Origin of the sequence: Streptomyces bambusae (assembly GCF_020532645.1) — a bacterium.
In the GTDB taxonomy this organism is placed as follows: Bacteria; Actinomycetota; Actinomycetes; order Streptomycetales; family Streptomycetaceae; genus Streptomyces; species Streptomyces bambusae.
The window spans coordinates 1-21,304 of record NZ_JAJAUZ010000006.1; the positions used below are offsets into that span (position 1 = coordinate 1).

At 75.3% G+C, this 21,304-nt stretch carries 16 protein-coding genes and 2 pseudogenes; 12 read left to right on the top strand and 6 right to left on the bottom strand.

Annotation, left to right across the window (positions count from 1 at the left end; all coding sequences use genetic code 11):
* Positions 1 to 186: 186 nt before the first annotated feature.
* Positions 187 to 423: pseudogene (locus LG634_RS05965) on the bottom strand (ATP-binding cassette domain-containing protein); the annotation flags it as partial.
* Positions 420 to 830, bottom strand: coding sequence for a GntR family transcriptional regulator (locus LG634_RS05970; protein ID WP_226732563.1), 411 nt, complete (start codon positions 828 to 830; stop codon positions 420 to 422). The gene LG634_RS05970 and the pseudogene LG634_RS05965, both read right to left, overlap by 4 nt.
* Positions 831 to 1,014: 184 nt before the next feature.
* Between LG634_RS05970 and LG634_RS05975 the strand changes: the two genes are divergently transcribed.
* Entirely contained in the window at positions 1,015 to 1,842 is an 828-nt protein-coding gene (locus tag LG634_RS05975; protein WP_226732564.1) for an oxidoreductase, read from the top strand.
* 61 nt (positions 1,843 to 1,903) lie between these two features.
* On the opposite strand, the gene LG634_RS05980 is transcribed toward LG634_RS05975, so the two are convergent.
* Positions 1,904 to 3,151, bottom strand: a complete 1,248-nt coding sequence (locus tag LG634_RS05980) for an FG-GAP repeat domain-containing protein (RefSeq protein ID WP_226732565.1) — start codon at positions 3,149 to 3,151, stop codon at positions 1,904 to 1,906.
* Positions 3,152 to 3,368: 217 nt separating this feature from the next.
* On the opposite strand from LG634_RS05980, the gene LG634_RS05985 reads away from it, so the two are divergent.
* From LG634_RS05985 to LG634_RS06015, 7 genes and pseudogenes are all read left to right on the top strand, one after another.
* The gene (locus LG634_RS05985) at positions 3,369 to 4,949 is read left to right on the top strand and encodes a N,N-dimethylformamidase beta subunit family domain-containing protein (protein WP_226732566.1); all 1,581 of its coding nucleotides are present in this window, start codon (positions 3,369 to 3,371) and stop codon (positions 4,947 to 4,949) included.
* A 69-nt stretch (positions 4,950 to 5,018) separates the two neighbouring features.
* Positions 5,019 to 6,362, top strand: a complete 1,344-nt coding sequence (locus tag LG634_RS05990) for an LCP family protein (protein ID WP_226732567.1) — start codon at positions 5,019 to 5,021, stop codon at positions 6,360 to 6,362.
* 73 nt (positions 6,363 to 6,435) lie between these two features.
* A complete protein-coding gene (locus LG634_RS05995; protein WP_226732568.1) occupies positions 6,436 to 7,461 on the top strand; it encodes an SPFH domain-containing protein in 1,026 nt (341 codons plus the stop codon).
* A complete protein-coding gene (locus tag LG634_RS06000; RefSeq protein ID WP_226732569.1) occupies positions 7,458 to 8,357 on the top strand; it encodes a hypothetical protein in 900 nt (299 codons plus the stop codon). The genes LG634_RS05995 and LG634_RS06000 overlap by 4 nt, the downstream gene beginning before the upstream one ends.
* A 130-nt stretch (positions 8,358 to 8,487) precedes the next feature.
* Positions 8,488 to 9,342, top strand: coding sequence for a hypothetical protein (locus LG634_RS06005; RefSeq protein ID WP_226732570.1), 855 nt, complete (start codon positions 8,488 to 8,490; stop codon positions 9,340 to 9,342).
* 29 nt (positions 9,343 to 9,371) lie between these two features.
* On the top strand, positions 9,372 to 10,700 hold the full coding sequence (locus LG634_RS06010; RefSeq protein WP_372482376.1) for an MFS transporter: 1,329 nt from the start codon (positions 9,372 to 9,374) through the stop codon (positions 10,698 to 10,700).
* Between the two features lie 413 nt (positions 10,701 to 11,113).
* Positions 11,114 to 11,254 (top strand): annotated as a pseudogene (locus LG634_RS06015) (DUF3117 domain-containing protein); the annotation flags it as partial.
* 137 nt (positions 11,255 to 11,391) lie between these two features.
* On the opposite strand, the gene LG634_RS06020 reads toward LG634_RS06015, so the two are convergent.
* A complete protein-coding gene (locus tag LG634_RS06020) occupies positions 11,392 to 15,261 on the bottom strand; it encodes an nSTAND1 domain-containing NTPase (protein ID WP_226732572.1) in 3,870 nt (1,289 codons plus the stop codon).
* A gap of 227 nt (positions 15,262 to 15,488) precedes the next feature.
* Here LG634_RS06020 and LG634_RS06025 point away from each other — a divergent pair, with 227 nt between their 5' ends.
* The 4 genes from LG634_RS06025 (at position 15,489) to LG634_RS06040 (ending at position 19,404) form a co-directional block, all read left to right on the top strand.
* Entirely contained in the window at positions 15,489 to 16,055 is a 567-nt protein-coding gene (locus tag LG634_RS06025) for a hypothetical protein (RefSeq protein WP_226732573.1), read from the top strand.
* 310 nt (positions 16,056 to 16,365) lie between these two features.
* A complete protein-coding gene (locus LG634_RS06030; RefSeq protein ID WP_226732574.1) occupies positions 16,366 to 16,992 on the top strand; it encodes a polysaccharide deacetylase family protein in 627 nt (208 codons plus the stop codon).
* Between the two features lie 90 nt (positions 16,993 to 17,082).
* Entirely contained in the window at positions 17,083 to 17,748 is a 666-nt protein-coding gene (locus LG634_RS06035; protein WP_226732575.1) for a hypothetical protein, read from the top strand.
* Positions 17,749 to 17,883: 135 nt separating this feature from the next.
* A complete protein-coding gene (locus LG634_RS06040; RefSeq protein ID WP_226732576.1) occupies positions 17,884 to 19,404 on the top strand; it encodes a hypothetical protein in 1,521 nt (506 codons plus the stop codon).
* On the opposite strand, the gene LG634_RS06045 is transcribed toward LG634_RS06040, so the two are convergent.
* Positions 19,359 to 20,411, bottom strand: coding sequence for a DMT family transporter (locus LG634_RS06045; protein ID WP_226732577.1), 1,053 nt, complete (start codon positions 20,409 to 20,411; stop codon positions 19,359 to 19,361). The genes LG634_RS06040 and LG634_RS06045 overlap by 46 nt on opposite strands.
* Positions 20,412 to 20,481: 70 nt before the next feature.
* Entirely contained in the window at positions 20,482 to 21,273 is a 792-nt protein-coding gene (locus LG634_RS06050) for an ArsR/SmtB family transcription factor (RefSeq protein WP_226732578.1), read from the bottom strand.
* Between the last annotated feature and the right edge of the window lie 31 nt (positions 21,274 to 21,304).

A 21,304-nucleotide genomic window follows, 5' to 3' on the forward strand; every position in this document is an offset into this window, starting at 1 on the left:
CCCCCCCCCCCCCCCCCCCCCCCCCCCCCCCCCCCCCCCCCCCCCCCCTGCCCGGCGCCGGCCGGGTTGCCGTTCTTGGGGCTCCGCCCCAAACCCCGCTCCTCAAGCGCCGGAGGGGCTGGAATTGCACCGCCCGGCGGGTTGGATTCCCATGCGCAGGGTTTCGGCGACGGTCAAGTGCGGTTAGAGCGGCTTGTCCTGGGCGACGTAGCCGACCGCCTCGCGGGGCGGGGCCGTCAGGGTGCCCTCGGTGGGCTTCAGCACGCCCGCGGCCAATGCCAGCAGCGTGGACTTGCCGGCCCCGTTGGGGCCGATCAGCGCGCATATGCGGCCGGCGGGGAGCCGGAAGGAGCAGTCCCGCAGGACCCAGCCGCCGTGGCGGAACCTCCGTCCCAGACCGTGCGCTTCGATGGCTGCCGTCATGCGTCGTCCCCCTCGTTCGTTCCACTGTCGGCCCCGCTCAGCACGGAGGTGAACAGTGCGGTCATGTCGTCCTGCTCCAGGCCCGCCCGGCGCGCCCGCTCCACCCACGCGGCGAGTTCGGCGCGCAGCGCGCCGTCCGCGGCCCGGCCCTCGCCCAGCGTCCGGCGGACGAACGTGCCGAGCCCCCGCCGGCCCTCCACCAGTCCTTCGCGTTCGAGTTCCCGGTACGCCTTGAGCACGGTGTTGGGGTTGATGGCGAGGGCCTCGACCACCTCACGTGCGGTGGGCAGCCGGTCCCCGGGCTTCAACAGGCCCAGGCGAAGGGCCTGTTTGGTCTGCTGCACGATCTGGAGGTAGGTGGCCAGGCCACTGCGCCGGTCAATGCGGTAATCGATCACACCGTTCATCCCCCTTTAACTAAGGAAGTAGTGAAAGGGTGGCGTGCGGGCGGGGTGGCTGTCAAGCACCCCCGCGCCGAGACCGGACGGAAGAGTGACCCTCGTCACATCCCTCTTGATCTAGAGTCGACTCCAACTCCTATCGTCGAGACGCCGGCCGATGTGCCGGTCGGAGACGAAACAGGGGGAAAGCATGGGAGTTTGGTTTGTCACGGGTGCGTCGCGCGGGCTCGGCGCGCAGATCACCCGGGAGGCGCTGGAGCGCGGGCACAGCGTGATCGCCACGGCGCGGGACGCCTCGGCGGTGAAGCAGGCGTACCCGGACGCGCCCGCCGGTCTGCTGGCGGTGAGCGCCGACGTGACCGACCCCGGACAGCTGGCGGCCGCGGTGGAGGCGGGCCTGGCCGAGTTCGGCCGGATCGACGTCGTGGTCAACAACGCCGGGTACGGGCTCGTCGGCGCGGTCGAGGAGGTCTCCGACGAGGCCGCCCGGGCCCTGTTCGACGTCAACGTCTTCGGCGCGCTCAACACCCTGCGGGCCACACTCCCGACGCTGCGCGCCCAGCGGTCCGGCCACGTCCTCAACATCGGTTCCGTGGGCGGCTTCGCCACCGCCCCGGGCGTCGGCCTGTACGGCGCGTCGAAGTTCGCCCTGGAGGGCATCTCCGAGGCGCTGCACGGCGAGCTGGCCCCGCTGGGCGTCCGCGTCACGATCGTCGAACCGGGCGGATTCCGCACCGACTTCCTCAACGCCGCGAGCATCCGCGTCGAACCGGCGTCCATCCCCGACTACACCGCCGGCGCGGGCCCGGTGCGCGAGGCGCTCGCCCAGAACGACGGCCGCCAGCCGGGCGACCCGGTGAAGGCGGCGAAGGCCGTCGTCGACGTCACCGAGGCAGCGGAGCCGCCGCTGCGCCTGCAACTGGGCGCGGACGCGGTCGAGCGCGTCGAGGCGAAGCTGGACCTGGTGCGGCGCGAACTCGACGCCTGGCGCGACACGGCGCTCGCGACCGGCATCTGAGGCACCGTCCGCCAACCGGTGGCCGGCTGGGTGGAGACCCGGCCGGCCACCGCCGCGTGCATCAGTGGATGCCGTCGTACACCTGCCAGCCGGTGGCGAGCCTGGTGCGGCCGCCGAAGGTGCCCTTGCCGGTGCCCTTCCAGCGCCAGATGTTCCCGGCGGTGTCACGCGCGAGCAGGTCGGCGTGCCCGTCCCCGGTGAGGTCGCGGATGCCGACGACGGCGTTGAACGACGCACCCCAGTTCTCGGCGAGCAGCACGCGCTTGGCGAACTTCTTCTTGCCGAGGCCGTTCATGCGCCACAGCTTGTTGGACTTGTCCTGGAGCAGCAGGTCGCCGTGACCGTCGCCGTTGAGGTCGCCGGCGCCCACGATCTTCTTGTACTGGTTGTAGCCGGTGCCCAGCAGCTCGCGGGGGTAGAAGATCGAGTAGCCGAACGAGGTGTACAGGTACAGGTTCCCGGTCTTCGGGTCCCGGGCGATCAGGTCCGCTTCACCGGACAGGTTGACCCCCGTGCTCACGTTGCCGACCGAGGTGATGATGTCGTACGCGTTCCAGCCCTTGCCCAGCACCTTGTACGGGCTGGCGGGCGTCAGCGGCGCCCCGCACCCGGGCGTGTAGACGCGCATCTCGCCGGTGGCGAGGCGGACGAGGGTGTCGTTGCAGCGGTTCTCGTCCATCAGGCCGGTGGGGATGGGGCGGAAGCCCTTGGGCCAGCCGGTGCTGGTGGCGCTGCCGCTGAAGTTGCCGGTGGACCGGTTCCCGTAGGCGGTGCGCAGGGTGCCGGACGCGGTGGTGGACATGAGGTCCGCGATGCCGTCGGGCGTCCCGGTGGGGCCGCCGACGTCGCGGCGCACGGCCTTGCCGCCGATCACGGTGACCGTGCCCCTGTCCAGTACGACGGCGGTCGGGGAACCGACGGCGGTGGCCTTCAGCTCCCAGCCCATCGGGCCGTTGGCGGCGTAGAAGTAGCCGTCCAACCCGTGCCAGTAGGGCTTGATCTCCTGCTGCGCGGTGGTCTCGGTGATCGTGTGGAAGTGCTTGCCCATCAGATCCGTGAACGTCAGCGTCCAGGTGACCGGCTGGTTGACGGTCCAGACGGGCTTCCAGCCGGGCGCGGGGTAGTTCCCCCGGGCGTCGGCCACGGCCGGCACCTGGGAGCCCGTCACGACGATCGGGACCTCGGCGGCGGCAGGGGCGCCGGCCGTCACGGCCGCGGCCGGCGGCGCGAGCGCGGCCCCCGAAACGGCCAGCGCCGCGGTCGTGACGAACAGTGCGAGCCGGTGGTGCGTACGGGCGCGTGTGCGCATGGATGATGCCTTCCCCGTTGGAACATGGCGATCGCTGTCGACCGCGGTGATCGGTGAGTTGGACACACCGCCCCCGCCAACGGTTGTACGGCCCCGCCGCAGGATCCGGGAAACCCCGCCCCGATGACTCCGGACGGCTAGCGCAGGGGGTGTTCGTCCGCGTGGCCGGTGGGTGGGTGTGGGGTGGTCGGTTAGAAGGGGAGGGGACGGTGGCGGTGTGGTGGAGGTGGGTATGCAGCAGCGGCTGGTGGGAGGCGGGGCTCAGGGGCCCGGGCGCAGGCGGGTGCTGGTGGCGGCCGCCGGGGCGGCCGGTGGGCTGCTGGCCGGGACCGGCGGCGCGGCGGCGCGGGTGCCGGGGGCGGGCGGCCGTCTGGATGTCGCCGCGGAGAACGAGCGCCCGGGGGACTCGGGCTGGCGCGTCACCCGGCCCGGTCCCGCGCAGGCGATCGAGGGCTTCGCCGGCGAGACGAGCGTGCTGCCGGGCGAGCCGGTCCGGCTGTACGTCTCCACGACCGCGTCCTCGTACCGGGTGTCCGCGTACCGGATGGGCTGGTACGGCGGGGCGCGGGCCCGGCTGGTGTGGCGCTCGCCCGCCCTCGCGGGTGCCCGGCAGGGGGCCGCGCGCACCGAGCCGGCCACCCGCATGGTGACCACCGGCTGGCGGCCGTCGCTCCGGCTCGACACCACGGGCTGGCCGGAGGGCTGCTACCTGCTGCGCCTGGACACCGCGGACGGCACGGCGCAGCGGTTCGTGCCCCTCACCGTCCGGTCCTGCACCACCCGGGGCCGCCTGGTCGTGGTCAACGCGGTCGCCACCTGGCAGGCGTACAACCGGTGGGGCGGCGCGGACCTGTACCAGGGTCCCACGGGCACGAAGGCCTCCAGGTCCCTGGCCGTCTCCTTCGACCGCCCCTACCGGGCTCGGAACGGGGCGGGCCAGTTCCTGTTCTTCGAGGCGCCGCTCGTGGCCCTGGCCGAACGCATGGGCCTGCCGCTGGCCTACGCCACCGGGGTGGACGTGGCCCGCGAGCCGCACCTCCTGGACGGCGCCGTGGGCATCGTCTCGCCCGGCCACGACGAGTACTGGAGCCCCGAGCAGCGCCGGCACGTGACCTGCGCCCGCGACGCCGGGACGAACCTGGCGGTCCTCGGAGCGAACTGCTGCTACCGGCGCGTGCGCTTCGCACCGTCCGCCGTGGGCGCCGACCGTACGGTGGTGTGCTTCAAGGAGGACTACGCCGCCGACCCCGGCCACCGGGCCGGGCTGCCGCCGACCAACGACTTCCGCCGCAGTCCGCTGCCGGAGCCGGAGAGTGAACTCCTGGGCGTGATCTACGACGGCTACCCCGTGGATGCGCCGTACGTGGTCACCGAGCCCGCCCACTGGCTGCTTGCCGGCACCGGAGCCCGGTACGGCGACTCCTTCCCCCACCTGGTGGGCGTCGAATACGACTGCGTGGACACCCGGTACCCCACGCCCCGCCCGATCGAGGTGGTCGCCCACTCTCCCGTCGTCTGCAAGGGCCGCCGCGCCCACGCCGACACCGCCTACTCCACCCATGCCTCGGGTGCGGGGGTGTTCGCGGCCGGGACGATGCGGTGGGTCGAAGCCCTGGACGTGACCGGACCCGGCAAGGGCGCCCACGGCCTCGACGCCCGGGCGGGGGCGTTCACCCGGACCGTCACCGAGAACCTCCTGCGGGCGTTCAGCCGGGGGCCCGCGGGCCGGGTCCGGCCCGCGGCGGACAACCTGACGGCCTATTACCCGGGCGCTCCACCCGTCGGCTCCGGCGTGTGACGCCCCGTCAGGCCCCGGGGTCCCGTAGCGTCGCGCACGCCCCACCCGACCGATCGTCAGGAGGCTCGCATGCGACGGCTGACCATCGCCCTGGCCCTGGTGTCCACCCTCGCCGTCGGCGCCTGGCCGGCCTCCGGCGCCGCCCCGGACGACGGCCGGGCGCAGCGCGCAGCCCACCGCGGCACGAACATCCTCGTCGTCGGGACCGACAGCCGCGAGGGCCTCTCCGCCGCCGAGAAGCGCCGCCTGAACGTCGGCGGCAAGGGCTGCAACTGCACCGACGTGATGATGCTCGTGCACCTGTCGGCCGACATGGAGCGGGCCACCGTCGTCTCCGTCCCCCGCGACTCCTACGTGCCCTACGCGCAGACGGACCCCGTCCGCAAGGGCAAGATCAACGGCGCGTACGCCCTCGGCCGCGGACCGCAGGCCGTCGCCACCGTCGAGCAGGTCACCAAGCTGCACATCGACCACTACCTGGAGACGGACTTCACCGGCTTCGAGCGGGCGGTCAACGGCCTCGGCGGGGCCACCGTCTGCACCGACCAGCCCCTCAAGGACGTCAACTCCGGACTCGACCTCCCCGCCGGCGTCCACCGCACGGACGGCCGCGGCACCCTCCGGTACGTCCGCGCCCGCCACATCGGCCGCCCCGGCGACCTGGGGCGGGTCCGCCGGCAGCAGCGCACCGTCTCCGACCTCCTGGTGAAGCTCCGGGCCGACCGCGCCCTCGCCGACCCGGCCGCCGCCTACCGCACGGCCACCACCCTGCTGAAGTCCGTCCGTACGGACGACCGGACCGACGTGTGGGACCTCGTCCGCATCGCCACCGCCCTCGGCCGGCTCGACCACGCGCGGACCGAGTTCGCGACCGTTCCCATCCGCGAGTTCGACCACCGCGTCGACGGCGTCGGCTCCACCCTCCTCTGGCACGAGCCGCGCGCCGAGGCCCTGTGGGACGCGCTCGCCGCCGACCGGCCCATCATCGGCGACACCCGCATCCTGCCCCGCCCCGCGAACCTGGTCCCCAACAACCCCGCCGCCGTGAAGGCGCGCGTCGACGACGCCGCAGTGGCCCGCGCGCTGGGCGCCGCCAAGTTCGTCGTCACCGACACCTCGGCCGCCGCGCCGCCGGTACGGCACGCAGGTCCGCCCGTCATCCGGTACGCGCCGGGCCGCGAGGACGATGCCGCCACCCTGGCCATGGCGCTGCCCGGTGCCCGCAAGGAAGCGGTCGCGGGCCACGACGCCTTCCTGGACGTGCTCGTGGGCACCGACCCCGTCACCGTCGGGTCCGTCACCTGGGACCGCAACATCGTCGACGGCGCCCCCGTCGCCGGCAACCGCCTCGGCTGCGTCGGGGACGGCCACCGCTTGCCGGCGACGACCGGGCCCGCCAGGCCTGCCCCCTGACGCCGTTTTCGTCCCCTTGACGATATGAACACCGCTCGTTATCGTCGCACTGACGAAATCGAGGGGGTTTGCCATGGCCGACATCACCCGGCGCTTCGGCTGGCGTCATCTGCGTTCCGCACCCACCGCTCACATCCGCCACCACAAGCGCGGCCGGCTCGTCCACGACGGGCGCGGACTCAGCTTCTGGTACCGGTCGCTGTCGGCGGCGCTCTCCGAAGTGCCGGTCGACGACCGGGAACTGGCCATGGCCTTCCACGCCCGCACGTCCGACTTCCAGGACGCCGCCGTACAGGCCACCGTCACCTACCGCATCAACGATCCGGCCCAGGCCGCGGACCGGCTCGACTTCTCCGTCGACCCGGACACCGGGAGCTGGCGCGCCGCGCCCCTGGAGCAGATCGCCACCCTGCTCACCGAGACCGCGCAGCAGCACGCGCTCGACGTCCTGGCCCGGACCCCGCTCGCCGTCGCCCTGGTGGACGGCGTCGCCTCCGTACGGGAGCGGGTCGCCGCCGGGCTCGCCGCCGAGCCGCGGCTCCCCGCCACCGGCATCGACGTGGTGGCCGTACGCGTCGTGGCGATCCGCCCCGAGGCGGAAGTCGAACGCGCCCTGCGCACCCCGGCCCGCGAGCAGATCCAGCAGGAGGCCGACCGGGCCACCTACGAACGGCGGGCCGTCGCCGTCGAACGCGAACGCGCCATCGCCGAGAACGAACTGGCCAGCCAGATCGAACTCGCCCGCCGCGAGGAACAGCTGGTCGAACAGCGCGGCATCAACACCCGCCGCGAGGCAGAGGAGAAGGCGGCGGCCGACGGCATCAGGACGGAGGCCGAGGCCGCCCGCAAGGTCCGCCTGGCCCGCGCCGACGCCGAGGCCGCCCGCGAAACCGGCGCAGCCCGCTCCGAAGCCCAGGCCGCCTGGCTGCGCGTGCACGACGAAGCCGGTCCGGCCACACTGCACGCCCTGGCCGCGACCCGGCTCGCCGAGAACCTGCCGCGGATCGAGAGCCTCACCCTCTCGCCCGACGTCCTCACCACCCTCCTGACCCGGCTGGGACGCACGGGCGCGGCACCGGAAGGCGGCACCGGCGCGTGAGCCTGGCCCCGCGGGCGGTGCTCGTCCACCGCAGGACCGAGTACGAGGAACTGCTCGCCCGGCACGGGACGCACGGGCAGGCCGCGTTCTTCCTCTCCAGCCGGGGCCGGTCCATCGACGAGGTGGTCCGGCGCCACGCGAGCACCCAGCAGGCACTCCGGGAGGTGGCGGCGGCCGTGCCGCTCACCTGGCGCGGCGCCCGCGTGGAGCGGGCGGACCTGGACCGCTTCCTGTTCGCCCCCGAGGACGTGGTGGTCGTCGTCGGCCAGGACGGCCTCGTCGCCAACACCGCGAAATACCTGCGCGGACAGCCGGTCGTGGGCATCGACAGCGACCCCGGGCGCAACCCCGGGGTCCTGGTCCGCCACCGCTGCGCCGACGCCGCCGCCCTGCTGCGCGCCGCGACCGCACCCGGCGGCCGGGCGGAGGAGCTGACCATGGTCGAGGCCGTCGCCGACGACACCCAGCGCCTCCTCGCGCTCAACGAGATCTACCTCGGCTCGTCCGGCCACCAGACGGTCCGCTACCGCCTGGGCTCCGCCGGCACACAGGGCGCGGACGAGGCCCAGGCCTCGTCCGGCGTACTGGTCGGCACCGGCACGGGCGCCACCGGCTGGCTGCGCTCCCTGTGGCTGGAGCGCGGCAGCTCCGCACACCTGCCCGCCCCCGCCGACCCGCGCCTCCTGTGGTTCGTACGCGAGGCCTGGCCCTCGCCCACGACCGGGACGACGCAGGTCGCCGGCGAGCTGGGAAGGGGGCAGGCGCTCCAGCTGACCGTGGAGTCCGACCGGATGGTGGTCTTCGGCGACGGGATGGAGAACGACGCCATGCAACTGACCTGGGGTCAGAGCATCAGCCTCGGCATCGCGGACACCTCCCTGCACCTGGTGACGTGAGCCGGCCCGCTCCCCGCCGACCGAAGCCGCCCGGCTTCCCAGCGGAGCCGTCCGGTGGGACCATGGCGCCACCGGCGGCACCCACCGGCGTGGGGGAGTGCTCGTGCGGTGTCACCGTTCGGGAGTCCCCATGAACCCCAGGCTCCGTCCCACCACCCGATCCCGCCGGTCCAGCCGGTTCCTCGCCGCAGCGGCCGTCGCAGGGCTGCTCCTCACCGGCTGCGACGACGGCTCCCCGGAGCGCGCGGCGCCCACCGGCGGGCCCTCCCGCACGCCGAGCCAACCCCCGAGCTCCCCGCAGGCCACCGGCGAGCGCACCGCTCCCGCGCCCACCGGCCCCGCCGCCTCCCGGTCCGCAACCGCCGAACCGCCCCTCGGCGCGGGCCTCCACCCGCTGTGGCCGTTCGCCACGTACGCGCAGGCACAGGCATGGCAGCGGTCCTACCGCGAGGGCGGCCACCAGCCCTGGCACCTGGAGGCGGACCGGACCGCGCTGGCCTTCGTCCAGGGCTACCTGGGCTTCCGCGAGATCGACCGGGTCTCCTCACGTTCCGTCAGCGGCCGGCACGCCCGGATCGGCGTCGGCCCGAGCGCCCCCGAGGAGGCCCGCCGCAGCACCGCGGCCGTCATCCACCTGGTGCGGTACGGCCCGGGAGCGGACGCCCCCTGGGAGGTGGTGGGCACCGACGACACGACGTTCAGCCTGACCGTGCCCGCGTACGGCGCCACCGCGCGCTCCCCGCTCCGGGCCGGCGGACGGATCACCGGCGTGGACGAGAGCATCAGGGTGCAGGTGCGCCAGCCGTCCTCGGCGCGGCCCCTGGGCACCGGCTGCTGCACCCCCGCCGGCGGCTCGGACCGGCCCTGGACCGCAACCGTCTCCTACACCCGCCCCACCGACCCGGTCCTGACCGTGGTGGCCTCCACCGGCGGCCACGTCACGGAGGTCGAGCGCTTCACCGTCACGGCCGTACGGTCCCGCTGACCCCGCAGGCGGTCAGGGCCGCGCAATAAATGATTTGTCCGATTCCGGCGGATCGCGGACGATGTTCCGTCGTGAGTACCCCCCGTCGCCTGACCGCCCTCCTGCCCGACCTGACCCCCTGGCGATCCAGCCGGGACTTCCGCCTGCTGTTCTGGCAGGGCACGGTCACCTTCTTCGGCTCCTTCATGGCGATGATCGCCCTACCGCTCCAGATCAAGCACCTCACCGACTCCCCGCTCGCGGTGGGTGCGATGGGCGCGGTCGAGCTGATCCCGATGGTGGTCTGCGGCCTGTACGGAGGAGCCCTCGCGGACGCCGTGGACCGGCGGCGGCTGATCCTGCTCACCGAGGCCGGACTCGGCGCCCTGGCCATGATCCTGCTGGTCAACGCGCTGCTGCCGGACCCCCTCCTGTGGCCGCTGTACGTGGTCGCCGCAGGGGTCTCCGGCCTCGCGGGCCTCCAGCGCCCGGCCCTCGACTCCCTGATGGCCCGGATCGTCCCGCACGACCAGATGACCGCCGCGGCCGCCCTGAACTCGCTGCGCTACAACGTCGGCGCCATCGCCGCGCCCTCCCTCGCCGGCCTGGTCGTCGCGTACGTCGGCTACGCCTCCGCCTACGCGGTCACGGTGCTCGGCTTCGCGGTCTCCGTGCTGCTGTGCACCCGGCTCGCGCCCGCCCCGCCCGTCCACGGCGCCGAACGGCCGTCCCTGCGCTCCATAGCGGAGGGCGCCCGGTACGCCTGGAGCAGGCCGGTCCTGCTGGGCACGTACGCGGTGGACCTCGCGGCGATGTTCTTCGCCTTCCCCAACACGATCTTCCCCTTCCTCGCGGACGAACTGGACGCGGTGTGGGCCCTGGGCCTCATGTACGCGGCGGGCGCGGTCGGTTCCCTCCTGCTGGGCCTGACCAGCGGCTGGACCTCCCGTGTCCACCGGCACGGGCTGCTGGTGATCGGCGGGGCCACCGTGTGGGGCCTGGCCGTCGCCGCGGCGGGCTGGACCGGCAGCATCTGGCTGGTCCTCGCCTGCCTGGCCGTCGCGGGCGCCGGCGACATGCTCAGCGGCCTCGGCCGCGCCACGATCTGGAACCAGACCATCCCCGAGGAACTGCGCGGCCGCCTCGCGGGCATCGAGGTCCTCTCCTACAGCGTGGGCCCGCAGCTCGGCCAGGTCCGCGCGGGCACCATGGCGGGCTGGACCGGCACCCGCTCCGCGTTCTGGACCGGCGGCGTGGCCTGCGTGGCCTCGGTCGCCATCCTGTCCGCGCTGCTCCCGAAGCTCTTCACGTACGACGCCCGCACCGACGAGGACGCCCTCCGCCGTCGCGCCGCCCGCGAGACGGCCCCGACCACCTGACCGGGGCCCGGTCCCGGCCGCCCCGCCGGCCGTCCGGTCGACACCGGGTGGGGGGCGGGGGACCATGGGCGGGAGCGGCGCTTCACGATCAGTGCGGCGCCGCACCGGCGCCACAGCCGTACGTCCGTCGTCGTGTGCTGTGGCCGGAGGGACACTTCCCGGAGCGCGGGTGCGGCGACGTGCCCCCGCGCCTCCGCGGCCCTCCACTCATCGCGTCACCGCGAGGGAGGACACCCGTCATGGCCCGACGCATCCGGCACAATGCCGTCGTCTCGCTCGTCGCCTCATCGTTCCTGCTGGGATCCACGGCCGTGCTCGCGCCGACCGCCACCGCAACACCCGCCCCGGGGACGTACGCACGCGGAACCGGAGCGGCACCCTCCCTCGACGGGAGCGGATTCCCGAACGCCAGGATCAGGCCGCGCGCGGGCGACGGTCCGATGGAAGCCGCCGACGAGGGTAAGTCCGTCGTCATCCGCGTACCGCTCGAAGGCGGCGGCCGGCTCGTGGTCGAACTGTCCCAGGACGAGGCCGACGCCCTCGCCGAGGAACTCCTCGACCCGAGCGGACGCGGCCGCCCCGACCCCGACGAGTCCGACGTACCCGACGAGTCCGACGTACCCGAGGTGCCCGACGCGTCCGACGAGCCGTAGCGAGGAGCACCGCTCAGGAGCCCGTCCGCCGGGCCGGATCAGCCGTCCGGCTGCCCGGGGCAGGTGCGGCGGTAGGGGAGTTCGGGCAGGTGCGTGCGCCACTGCGCGCGGTCGAGGCCGCCGTGCAGGGCGCAGGCGGCGGCTGCCGCGTCCGCGGGCCGCACCCGGTGGACGAAGGCGGCGGTGTGCGCTCCCTGGACCAGCAGGCCCGTGCCGTCCGGGGTGAAGGAGAGCCGGGAGACGGGGTCGCCGGCACCGGGGAACGGGCCGCCGAGCGGCTGGCGGGACGGGACGTCCCACAGGCGGACCGCCCCCGTGTCGTCCCCGGTGGCCAGCATCGTGCCGTCCGGCGAGAAGGCCACCGCCGACACTCCGGCCGCGTCCGACGGCACGCCGTGCGGGCCGGTGGTGAAGAAGGCCGGCGCCCCGGCCGGCGCGCCCGTCCACAGGGCGATGCCGCCGGTGGCGTCCGCGAGCGCGAGATGCCGGCCGTCCCTGCTGTAGGCGGCCGTGAACGACGATCCGAGGGCACCCGCCACCAGGTCGACGCGTTCTTCCGGCACGGTCACCACCGGTCCGTCCGACGGCACGAGCACCCCGCCGTCCGGCCGGACCGCGACGGCCCGGGACGCGACCGGCAGCACCGCGACCGGACGGGACGCGGTGAGGTTCCACAACTCGCCGCCACCGGCGGCCTCGTCGGCGAAGACGCCGTACACGACCGGTCTTCCGCCGCGCAGCACCGGCACCAGGGCGGTGACGGACAGGTGCCGGTGCGCCCCTCGGCCTGCCGGAGCCGTCCCGCCCGACGGCCGCCCGGCCCCGGGCACGGCCACGTCGGGCAGGGCCCTCCGGCGGTGCACGTCCCACACCCTGACGGTCGGTCCGGCACCGCGCCGCGGGTACGGGCCGTAGGCGAAGAGGCGCCCGTCGGGACTGAACGCCCCCACCGCGGACCGGCCGGCTGCCGCCTGCCCCGGAAGCGGGGGAAGCCGCACGACCGGTCGCGCGGCCGCGCCCAGCGGGTCGTCCGGGCCCCCGCCGCCTGCCGCGGCGGCGTACAGCTCGGGGACGACGGTGCCGCCCTGCCGGCGCAGGACGACGGTGGCGGATCCGTCCGGCGCCGGGAGGACGGCATCGGTGCCCGCCGGCGACCAGACCGCCCCGGGCAGCAGGCCGAGCCGCAGGGCGGCCACGCGGCGCCGGTCGTCGTGCACGTACCGCAGCACCCCCGCACGGTCGTCGATGCGCACGTCCGTGGGCCCGTCGGGACGCAGGCGCTGCCGGAAGACCACGGGGTCCGGGCGCCCGTCGTCGGTGCGCCACACCCGGGCCGTGTCCGCCGACACCGCGGCCAGCAGCGTGCCGTCCCGGTTGAAGGAGAAGCCGGTCACGCCGGCCGCGGCCAGTCGCCGGGCGGGGCGGCCGCCGGGGCCGGTGGCCGCCAGGAGGATGCCGGTGTCCAGGCGGACGGCGAGCCGTGACCCGTCGGGGCTCAGGCGCAGGGTTTCCGGGCTGCAGGCGCGGGCCGGCACGTCCCGCCCGGCCGTCCCCCCGACGGGCAGCCGGCGCCGCCCCGGTACGTCCCAGACCTCGACGCCGGACCTGCCGCACAGCGCCGCCCGCCGGCCGTCCGCGCTGAGGGCCGCGCCGGTGAACGCCCCTGCGGCGGGCACGGCGAACAGCGGCCGGCGGCCCACGACGTCCCAGAACCGGACGCTCCCGGGGACGGTCACGGCCAGCAGCCGGCTCCCGCCGCCCCACGCAAGGTCGGCCGCCAGCCGGACGCCGGGCAGCACGAACGCCGACTCGTCCCCCGTCCGCAGGTCCAGCAGCCGCACTTCCGCCCACCCGGGCGTCCGGTTGCCGTACGCGCCGCCCTGGCTGATCACGGCCGTCCGCGTGCCGTCCGGACTCGGCCGCAGCACCTCCCCGGCGGGATGCCGTCCCGGCGGCAGCCGGGGGCCCGGGAGCGGGAGCGGGCGCACCCGGGTGGGACGCGGCAGCCGGTGGCCCGAGAGGCGGTGGCCCGCCCGCAGGTCCCACCGTTCGACCTGCCGTCGGCTGCTGACCGTGAGGGTGCTGCCGTCGGGGTCCGCGAACTCGCTCTGCACGGACTCGTCGCCGATGCCCACCGTGAGGTCCGGCCCGGTCCGGTCGGTGCGGGCGGCGTACAGTCCGGCCCTGGTCTGCGGGGTCCGCGCCAGCTGCCAGGCGGCGAGGTTCAGGCGGGCCGCCGTCCGCGGATCGGTGGCGCGCAGGCCCTCGGCGACGGCGGCCGTGCGCAGCGCGACCGCGGTGCTGCGGCGGTCCCGCTCCGTCCGTCCGGCCTGCCATGCCGCGGTGCCGGCGAGCAGGGCGAGGACGGCGAGGAGGGCCAGCAGTCCCCGGGTGGCGCGGCGGCGGGCCGCCGCCCGCGTCCGGGCGCGGGTGCTGGCGGCGACGAATTCGCTTTCCACGGTGGTGAGCCGGTGCGGGGCGGCCGTCGGGAGGAGCGGCGCGCAGGATGCGAGGAGCGCCGCCGGGGCGAGCGCACCCGGCGGCCGGCCGAGCCGGTCCCAGGTCTCCGCGGCCGTGCCCAGCCGCTGGCGCAGCCGCAGCTGCTCACGGCTCTCGTCGACCCAGCCGTGCAGGCGGGGCCAGGAGGTGATCAGCGTCTCGTGGGCGAGTTCGACGGTGTTCCGGTCCAGGGTGACCAGCCGGGCCGCGGCGAGGAGGTCGAGGACGTGCCGTACGTCCTCGCCCTCGCCGAGTTCGTCCGGGCGGGCCGGGCGGCGGGTGTCGGGGAGCCCCTCGTCCCCGGGGCTGACCAGGCGCAGCAGGATCCGGCGGGCGAGGTCGGCCTGCTCGGCGCCGAGCAGGCCGTACGTCGTCTCGGCGGTGCGGGCGATGGCGCCGTGCACACCGCCGGCCGCCTCGTAGGCCTCCAGGGTCAGCCGGCGGGCCGCGCGGCGGTGCCAGGTCTCGCGCAGGGTGTGGGAGAGCAGGGGCAGGGCGGCGGCATTGCCGTGCACCTCGTCGACGAGGCGGGCGGTCAGGGCGCGTTCCACCTGGACGGAACGGGCCGCCGCCGGCGCGGTGACGGCCTGGTGCAGTTCCTCCCTGCTCATCGGCGTCACGGGCAGGCTCGCCTCCCGCACGGCCGCCGCCAGCGCGGGATCGGCCAGGCAGTGGGCGTAGAAGTCGGCCCGGACACCGAGCACCAGCCGCACCCGCGCGCCGTCCGGCCGGGTGCCGGACAGCAGGGCGCCGACGAAGGCGGACCGTTCGGCCGGGTCCCGGCACAGGGTGAACACCTCTTCGAACTGGTCGACGATCAGCCAGGTGTCGCCGGGCCGGTCCGCCGGTGCGAGGTTGGCGCGGTGCCGGTCCAGCGGGTTGCCGCCCGGGGTGAGGAGCCGGACCGCGGCCGCCTCGCCGGCGGACTCCTGCAGCCGGGGGACCAGCCCCGCGCGCAACAGCGAGGACTTGCCACTGCCCGACGGCCCGAAGACGACCACGACCCGGTGCTTGAAGGTGAGCGCCACCAGATCGTCGACGAGCCGGTCCCGGCCGAAGAACAGCTCGCGGTCGCCGGGCTCGAAGCGGGCCAGGCCCGGGTAGGGGGCCGGCTCGTCGTCGTGCAGGGCGGTACGGGCGGCCAGTTCGTCGGCAGCCAGCCGCCAGCGGGTCTCCCACTGCGCCGGGTCGCCCTCGCAGGCGGCCGCGTACGCGAGCACCACCGGCAGGGTGGGCAGCTGCTCGCCGGCCGCCGCGCGCGAGAGCGTCGCCACCGAGTACGTGCCGGCCCGGCGGGCCATGGCCGCGTACGTGGGACTGCCCGCCGCCCGCCGCAACTCACGTAGTGCCGCGGCCAGTTCGACGACGGGCCCGCCCGCCGGGTCGAGCGGTTTCTCCTGACGTCCCATCCATCCCACCCCGCCCGCCCCGAGTACCCGGCCACTCACCCAACAGCGCCGCCCGAGGCCGCCACAAGGCGTCTTCGCGCCGTGTGCCGACCACCGCCCGGGAGTTGTTTCAAGCCGCTGAGGAGCAGCGCAACAACCCTGCGGTGCCGGAACCTTGGGGCGACGCCGCGCGGCGTCAGACCGCCGCCCGAGCCGGCGGCGGCCCGTACGCACACCGAGGAGCCGGCATGAGCGTGACGAGCAGGAACCCCGTGCAGGGCCCGCACCCCCGGCGCCCTGGCGCCCGGCCGCCCGGGGCCCGGCGCCCCGGCGCCCGGCGGCTCGGGGCGGTGGCCGCAGCCCTCCTCTTCACCCTCAGCACCTCGGTGGCCCTGGCGAGCGAGGCGGCCGCCGCACCGACCGCCTGTGCGGCCTTCGGCTGCGACAACCACAACCCGAACGTCCAGAGCTGGAGCTGGGGCCCCACCACCCCCCGGGGCGAGCCGCATCCGTTCGGTGCGATCGACCTGCGGGCGGGGACGACGGACGGCGACCACTACGCCTGGGCCCGCGCGACCTACCCGCTCGGCGCCGGCAGCGCGTACGTCTACGTGAACCGCCGCAACAGCGACGGCACCGGCTTCGAAGGCCGCCTCGGCCCGCGCGGCATCGGCCAGCAGGGCTGGAGCACGTCTGCGGGCACCAACACCGTTGCCACCTGGTCGGGCATGTACTACGACCCGCCCTACAAGCAGGTCCAGGCCTGTATCCACATCAACTCGGACGGCCGGTCCTACTGCACGGGCTGGTACTGACGGGTGGGTGTTGCGAAGTCCCGCACGGCGCAGGACTTCGCAACACCCCCGGACGATTTGCGCCGGTTCGCGGTCGTGTCGGGTGCGTGGCGGGGCGCGGCTCTGGTGGCGGTTGCCGTATGCGTGCTCTCCGCAGGGTCGCGTGGTCGTCGACCGTCCTTGCCGCCGCCTTCGCCATCGGCGGCTGCGGACCGGGGCAGCCGGCCGCGGCACCCCCGGCCAAGCCCACCTCCTCCGAGTCCACCCCTGCCCCCGCTCCGCCGCGCGCGGGCACCCGAGCGCCACGCCGTCGCCGGTTGCCGCGGGCCCCGTGCCCGTCGACTGCCGCAAGGCCCGGTGCGTCGCCCTGACCTTCGACGCAGGACCGGGCCCCGACACGGCGCACCTGGTCGACGTCCTCAAGGCGAAGCGCGTCAGCGTGACGTTCTTCCTCCTCGGCAAGAACACGCGCGCCCGTCCCGCGCTCGTCCGCAGGGAGGCGACCGAGGGGCACGAACTGGCCAACCACACGTGGACGCACCGGCGCCTGACCCTCGTACCGCAGACCGAGATCCGCCGGGAACTCGTCACCCTCCAGGAACAGATCAAGCAGCTCACCGGCCGCGCCCCCACCCTGATGCGTCCGCCGCAGGGACTGACCGACGCGCGGGTCGCCGAGGTCTGCCGCTCGCTCGGACTCGCGCAGATCCTGTGGTCCGTGACGGCCAGCGACTACCGCGACCACGACCCCGGGGTCATCCCGAGCCGCGTCCTCCAGGGCGCCCGGCGCAACGGGATCATCCTCCTCCACGACGTCTACCCGGGCACCGTTCCCGCGGTGCCGGCCATCATCGACGGCCTGCGGCAGCGCGGTCTGACCCCCGTGACCGTCTCCCAGCTCTTCGCACCGGCCCGCCCCGTCCCGGGCCGGGCCTACTGGACCGCCCCGCAGACCTGACCCCACCGGCCCGCGGGCATCCGCCGGCGCACTGCGCCACGCGGCGGACGCCCGCTGGCCGGTGTCCCGCACCCGCCGGACGCTGCTGTCATGCACCGACCCTCGTCGCCCACCGTCCGGGCCCGCCGACTCGCCGCCCTGCGGCGGTGCCCGGCAGCGGGAGGCAGAACGTCCCGGGCACGGCGGTGGCACGTCCTGCGCCGCGAGCTGGTTCCCTGGGCGACGGCCCTGACCGCCCTCACGGCGGCGATCGGCCTGCTCTTCAGCGGCATGGTGGCGATGTCCAGCGTGGACGCGTCCCGCAAGGAGCTGGAGCGGGACCGGCGCCGGCAGGCCGGACGGGTCGGGTACTGGACCCAGGACGCCGCCGGGGACAGCGAGACGGTGATCATCGCGAACCGTTCCCTGGACCCGGTCACCCGCGTCGACCTGTGGTTCCACGCACCGGACGCCGGAGTCGACACGTACGAATGGGTGTTCGTGGGCTTCGACGCCATCCCGCCGTGCACCAGGCTCGTGTTCGCGCCCCGCACGATCGACGACTACCTGCAAGGGCGCTTCGGCATCGAGCCGGGCGGGGCACCGATCCGGGCGATCCAGTTCTACGACGGCGACGGCCGGTGGTGGATCCGCGACATCGACGGGCTGCGGCCGGGCGAGCACGAGAGGTCGGCCGACGAGGACGAGCGGGTGGACGGCGAGGACGTGGGCGCTCCGCCTGCCCGGCAGGAACCCGCCGAGCACTGCGAGACCTGACGACGGGACGCGTGCGGAACGGACACCGGCCGTGCCCCCGCCGTCCCGGGTTCGGCCGACTGCCGCCCGGAATGCGGGGCCGGCCCGCCCCGGGCAGGGTGGTGCCCCCACCCCTTCGCCCCGGAGGCGACGCCGATGCCCGAGAAGGCCACCACCGTGTCGGACCCACCGACCACCCCGGCCGGCTCCGCCACGGCTCACGGCCGCGCCGGCGATCTGGCCGCGCTGGGGTCCGTCGCCGCCGCATACGGCCTCGTCCAGCTCCTGCTCGTCGTACCGGGCACCGGACTGGGGTGGGACGAAACGGTCTACGTCAGCCAGGTGTCCCCGGACGCTCCGGCCGCCTACTTCAGCGCCCCGCGCGCCCGCGGCATCACCTACCTGATCGCCCCGGTCACCGCCTTCACCTCCTCCGTACCGGTGCTGCGGGCCTTTCTCGCCGTGCTGGCCGCGGGGGGACTCCTGCTCTCGCTGTGGGTGTGGCGCGGACTGCTGCCCACCCGGGTGCTCGCCCTCGCGGGCGGCCTGTTCGCGGGGCTCTGGGTCACCGTGCTCTACGGCCCGCAGGCCATGCCCAACCTCTGGGTGGCGTTCGCGGCGCTCTTCACCGTCGGGTGCTTCCTGCGGGCCGCCCGCGATCCCGCGGACCGGCTCGCACCGGCCGGCGTCGCCGCGGGCGTTGCGTTCGCCGCACTCATGCGGCCCGGTGACGCCGTGTGGCTGGTCCTGCCGCTGCTCGGCGCCGCGCTGGCCGTGCCCGCCTGGCGGCGGGCCGTGCTCGCGACCGCCCTCGTCGCCGGCCTCGTCGTGGGCGGGGCGGAATGGGCCGTCGAAGCCCACCTGCGCTACGGCGGCCTCCTGCCCAGGCTCCGGCGGGCCGGCGAGATCCAGGGGGGCCTGGGGTGGAACCCGGCCTTCTTCGACCAGCTGCGCTCCCTCGACGGTCGGACCCTGTGCCGTCCGTGCGACGTGCCGTGGTCCCGGCCCGTCACCGGTCTGTGGTGGTTCGCCCTGCCGCCGCTGGCCGCGGGCGGGCTCGTCGCCGCGCACCGCAGCGGCCGGCTCGGGCGCGTCGCCGTGCCGACGGCGGTCGCGCTGTTCCTCGCCGCGCCCTACCTGCTGATGATCGGCTACGCCGCACCGCGGTTCCTGCTGCCCGCCTACGCCCTGCTCGCGATCCCGGTCGCGCTCTGCCTGGACCGGCTGTTCGCCGCCTGCCGCGCCCGCCCGCTCGCCCTGACCGCCCTGTGCGCCGCCCTGGCGGTCCATCTGGCCCTGCAGTTCGCGGTCGCCGGCACCGCGGCGGCCCGCAGCCGCGCCAACCGCGTGGCGTTCGCCGCGGTCGCCGCCGAACTGCACCGCCTGGGGGTGCGCCCGCCGTGCGTCCTCAGCGGCGACGAGGCGGTCCGCGCCGCCTTCGCCACCGGATGCGCCGCCCGCCAGGTGTACGGGGGTCACGACGGCAGCATCACCGTCCGCGCGCTCACCGACCTGGCGCGCACCCGCCCGACGGCGGTGCTGGTGACGGGAGGCTCCCCGCCGCCGCAGTGGGCCCGCAGCTGGCACCCCCACTCCCTGCCCGGCCTCCCGGACCAGCCCGGCTACCGCGCCTATCTGGCGCCCGCCGCCTCCCCGGCGCCGCCCGACGGGCCGTAGCGGGTGTCCTCACCGTCCTCACCGTCCTCACCGTCCGCGCCGTTCTCACCGTCCGCGCCGTCCTCGGCTCGGGCGGGGGAGGGGCGGACGGCGGGCCGGCGGCGGGACACCGCGACTCCGGCCAGGCACAGGGCGCCGCCCAGCAGCGTCAGCCAGGCCGGGACCTCGCCCAGCAGCAGCCAGCTCAGCAGCACCACGATGGCCGGGACGGCGTACGTGGTCGCGCCCAGCTTCCCCGCGGGCATCCGGGCCAGGGCGTACGTCCAGGTGGTGAACGCGAGGGCGGTCGGCACCACGCCGAGGTAGAGCATGTTCAGCGTCGCGGACAGCGGCGCCGCGGGGACCTCCGCGGCCAGTTGCCCGGCGAAGGGCAGGCAGACGACGGTTCCGACGAGGCAGCTGTACGCGGTGATCTGGAGCGGCGAACCGCAGGCGAGCGCAGGCTTCTGGGCGATCACTCCCGTCGCGTACGCCACCGCCGCCAGCAGGCAGAGGACCACGCCGAGCAGGGACGTCGAGTCGGCAGCACCGGCCCCGTCGTCCGAGGCGGACATGGACAGGCCGACGACGACCGCGCCCACGAACGAGACCCCCATGCCCATGAGCAGTTGCGGCGGCAGTCCTTCGCCGAGCAGACGGGCGGCGAGCAGGGCCATCAGGATCGGGCCGATGTTGACGAGCAGGGCGGCCGTACCCGCGTCCACCAGGCGCTCGCCCCAGTTCAGCATCACGGTGTACCCGAAGAACCAGACCACCCCCGAGACCAGGATCCCCCGCCACGCACCCCGCGGCGGCAGTCCTTCGCGGCGGACCAGGAGCAGGCCCCCGAGCACCAGCGAGGCGGTCAGCAGCCGTCCCAGCGCCAGGGCGCCCGGGGAGTACGCCGCGCCCGCGCTGCGGATCGACACGAAGGCGGAGGCCCACGCGAGCACGGTGAAGGTGATGGCTCCCAGGGTCGGGAGGTGGAGCGACGGCGGCGGACGCAGGGGCAGCAGGTGGGGTCTCATGCCTTCCACCCTAGCCCTCGATATTTCGGTGTCCACCGAAATATAGGACGCCCCCCGACCGCGCGTCCCGTCAGGCGTACGCCTCCGGCCCGATGCCGAGCAGCTCGGTGAAGGCCCGTTCGCCGGCCGCCGTCACCAGCAGGCCCCGCCCACCGGACGCGGGCCGGCCCACCCAGCCGGCGTCCAGTGCTCGGGTGCACAGCCGGGCCCCCGCCAGGCCGCCCAGGTGCCGGCGCCGCTCCGTCCAGTCCAGGCAGGCACTCACCAGCGGCCGGCGCCCCGTCTGCACCAGGTCCACGCCCGCCCCGGCGCACCACTCCCGCCCCGCCGCAGTGAGCTCGAACACCCCGTCGGTCCGCAGCAGCCCGCCCCGCTCCATGGCGTCGGTGACGGCCATCCCCAGGCGCCCCGCGAAGTGGTCGTAGCAGGTACGGGCCCGCGCCAGCGGATCGGGTGCGCCGACCACCGGCACCGCGTGGGCCGCGTCCCGGTCCGGGATCGCGAACGAGGCCAGCCCGTCCACCAGCCGGGCCGTCGCGGCGTCGGCGATCCGCACGTACCGGTGCCGGCCCTGCCGCTCGGTCACGCAGACACCCGCCTCCTCAAGCCGCACCAGGTGCCCGGTCATGGTGGACGGCGCCACCCCGGTGATCCTGGCCAGCTCGCCCGCCGTCCAGGCGCGCCCCTCCAGCAGGGCCATGCAGATGGCCGCCCGGGTCTCGTCGGCCAGGGCCCCGGCCAGGCTCGCCAGACGCGCGGCCGGGGCCGCTGCCGGGGCCGGGGCCGGGGCCGGAGTCGCGGCCGGGGCCGGGGACGCCGGATCGCGGGGGTCGGACGGTTGCCCGGCGGGGGACTGATGCATGCCCCCAGCTTGCCGCAACATTTCGCCCGAT

What these genes read in the sequence shown, in the direction of transcription:
- LG634_RS05970 (WP_226732563.1), bottom strand. Translation starts at nt 830, where the DNA reads ATGAACGGTGTGATCGATTACCGCATTGACCGGCGCAGTGGCCTGGCC.
- LG634_RS05975 (WP_226732564.1), top strand. Translation starts at nt 1,015, where the DNA reads ATGGGAGTTTGGTTTGTCACGGGTGCGTCGCGCGGGCTCGGCGCGCAG.
- LG634_RS05980 (WP_226732565.1), bottom strand. Translation starts at nt 3,151, where the DNA reads ATGCGCACACGCGCCCGTACGCACCACCGGCTCGCACTGTTCGTCACG.
- LG634_RS05990 (WP_226732567.1), top strand. Translation starts at nt 5,019, where the DNA reads ATGCGACGGCTGACCATCGCCCTGGCCCTGGTGTCCACCCTCGCCGTC.
- LG634_RS05995 (WP_226732568.1), top strand. Translation starts at nt 6,436, where the DNA reads ATGGCCGACATCACCCGGCGCTTCGGCTGGCGTCATCTGCGTTCCGCA.
- LG634_RS06005 (WP_226732570.1), top strand. Translation starts at nt 8,488, where the DNA reads ATGAACCCCAGGCTCCGTCCCACCACCCGATCCCGCCGGTCCAGCCGG.
- LG634_RS06010 (WP_372482376.1), top strand. Translation starts at nt 9,372, where the DNA reads ATGATTTGTCCGATTCCGGCGGATCGCGGACGATGTTCCGTCGTGAGT.
- LG634_RS06020 (WP_226732572.1), bottom strand. Translation starts at nt 15,261, where the DNA reads ATGGGACGTCAGGAGAAACCGCTCGACCCGGCGGGCGGGCCCGTCGTC.
- LG634_RS06025 (WP_226732573.1), top strand. Translation starts at nt 15,489, where the DNA reads ATGAGCGTGACGAGCAGGAACCCCGTGCAGGGCCCGCACCCCCGGCGC.
- LG634_RS06035 (WP_226732575.1), top strand. Translation starts at nt 17,083, where the DNA reads ATGCACCGACCCTCGTCGCCCACCGTCCGGGCCCGCCGACTCGCCGCC.
- LG634_RS06040 (WP_226732576.1), top strand. Translation starts at nt 17,884, where the DNA reads ATGCCCGAGAAGGCCACCACCGTGTCGGACCCACCGACCACCCCGGCC.
- LG634_RS06045 (WP_226732577.1), bottom strand. Translation starts at nt 20,411, where the DNA reads ATGAGACCCCACCTGCTGCCCCTGCGTCCGCCGCCGTCGCTCCACCTC.
- LG634_RS06050 (WP_226732578.1), bottom strand. Translation starts at nt 21,273, where the DNA reads ATGCATCAGTCCCCCGCCGGGCAACCGTCCGACCCCCGCGATCCGGCG.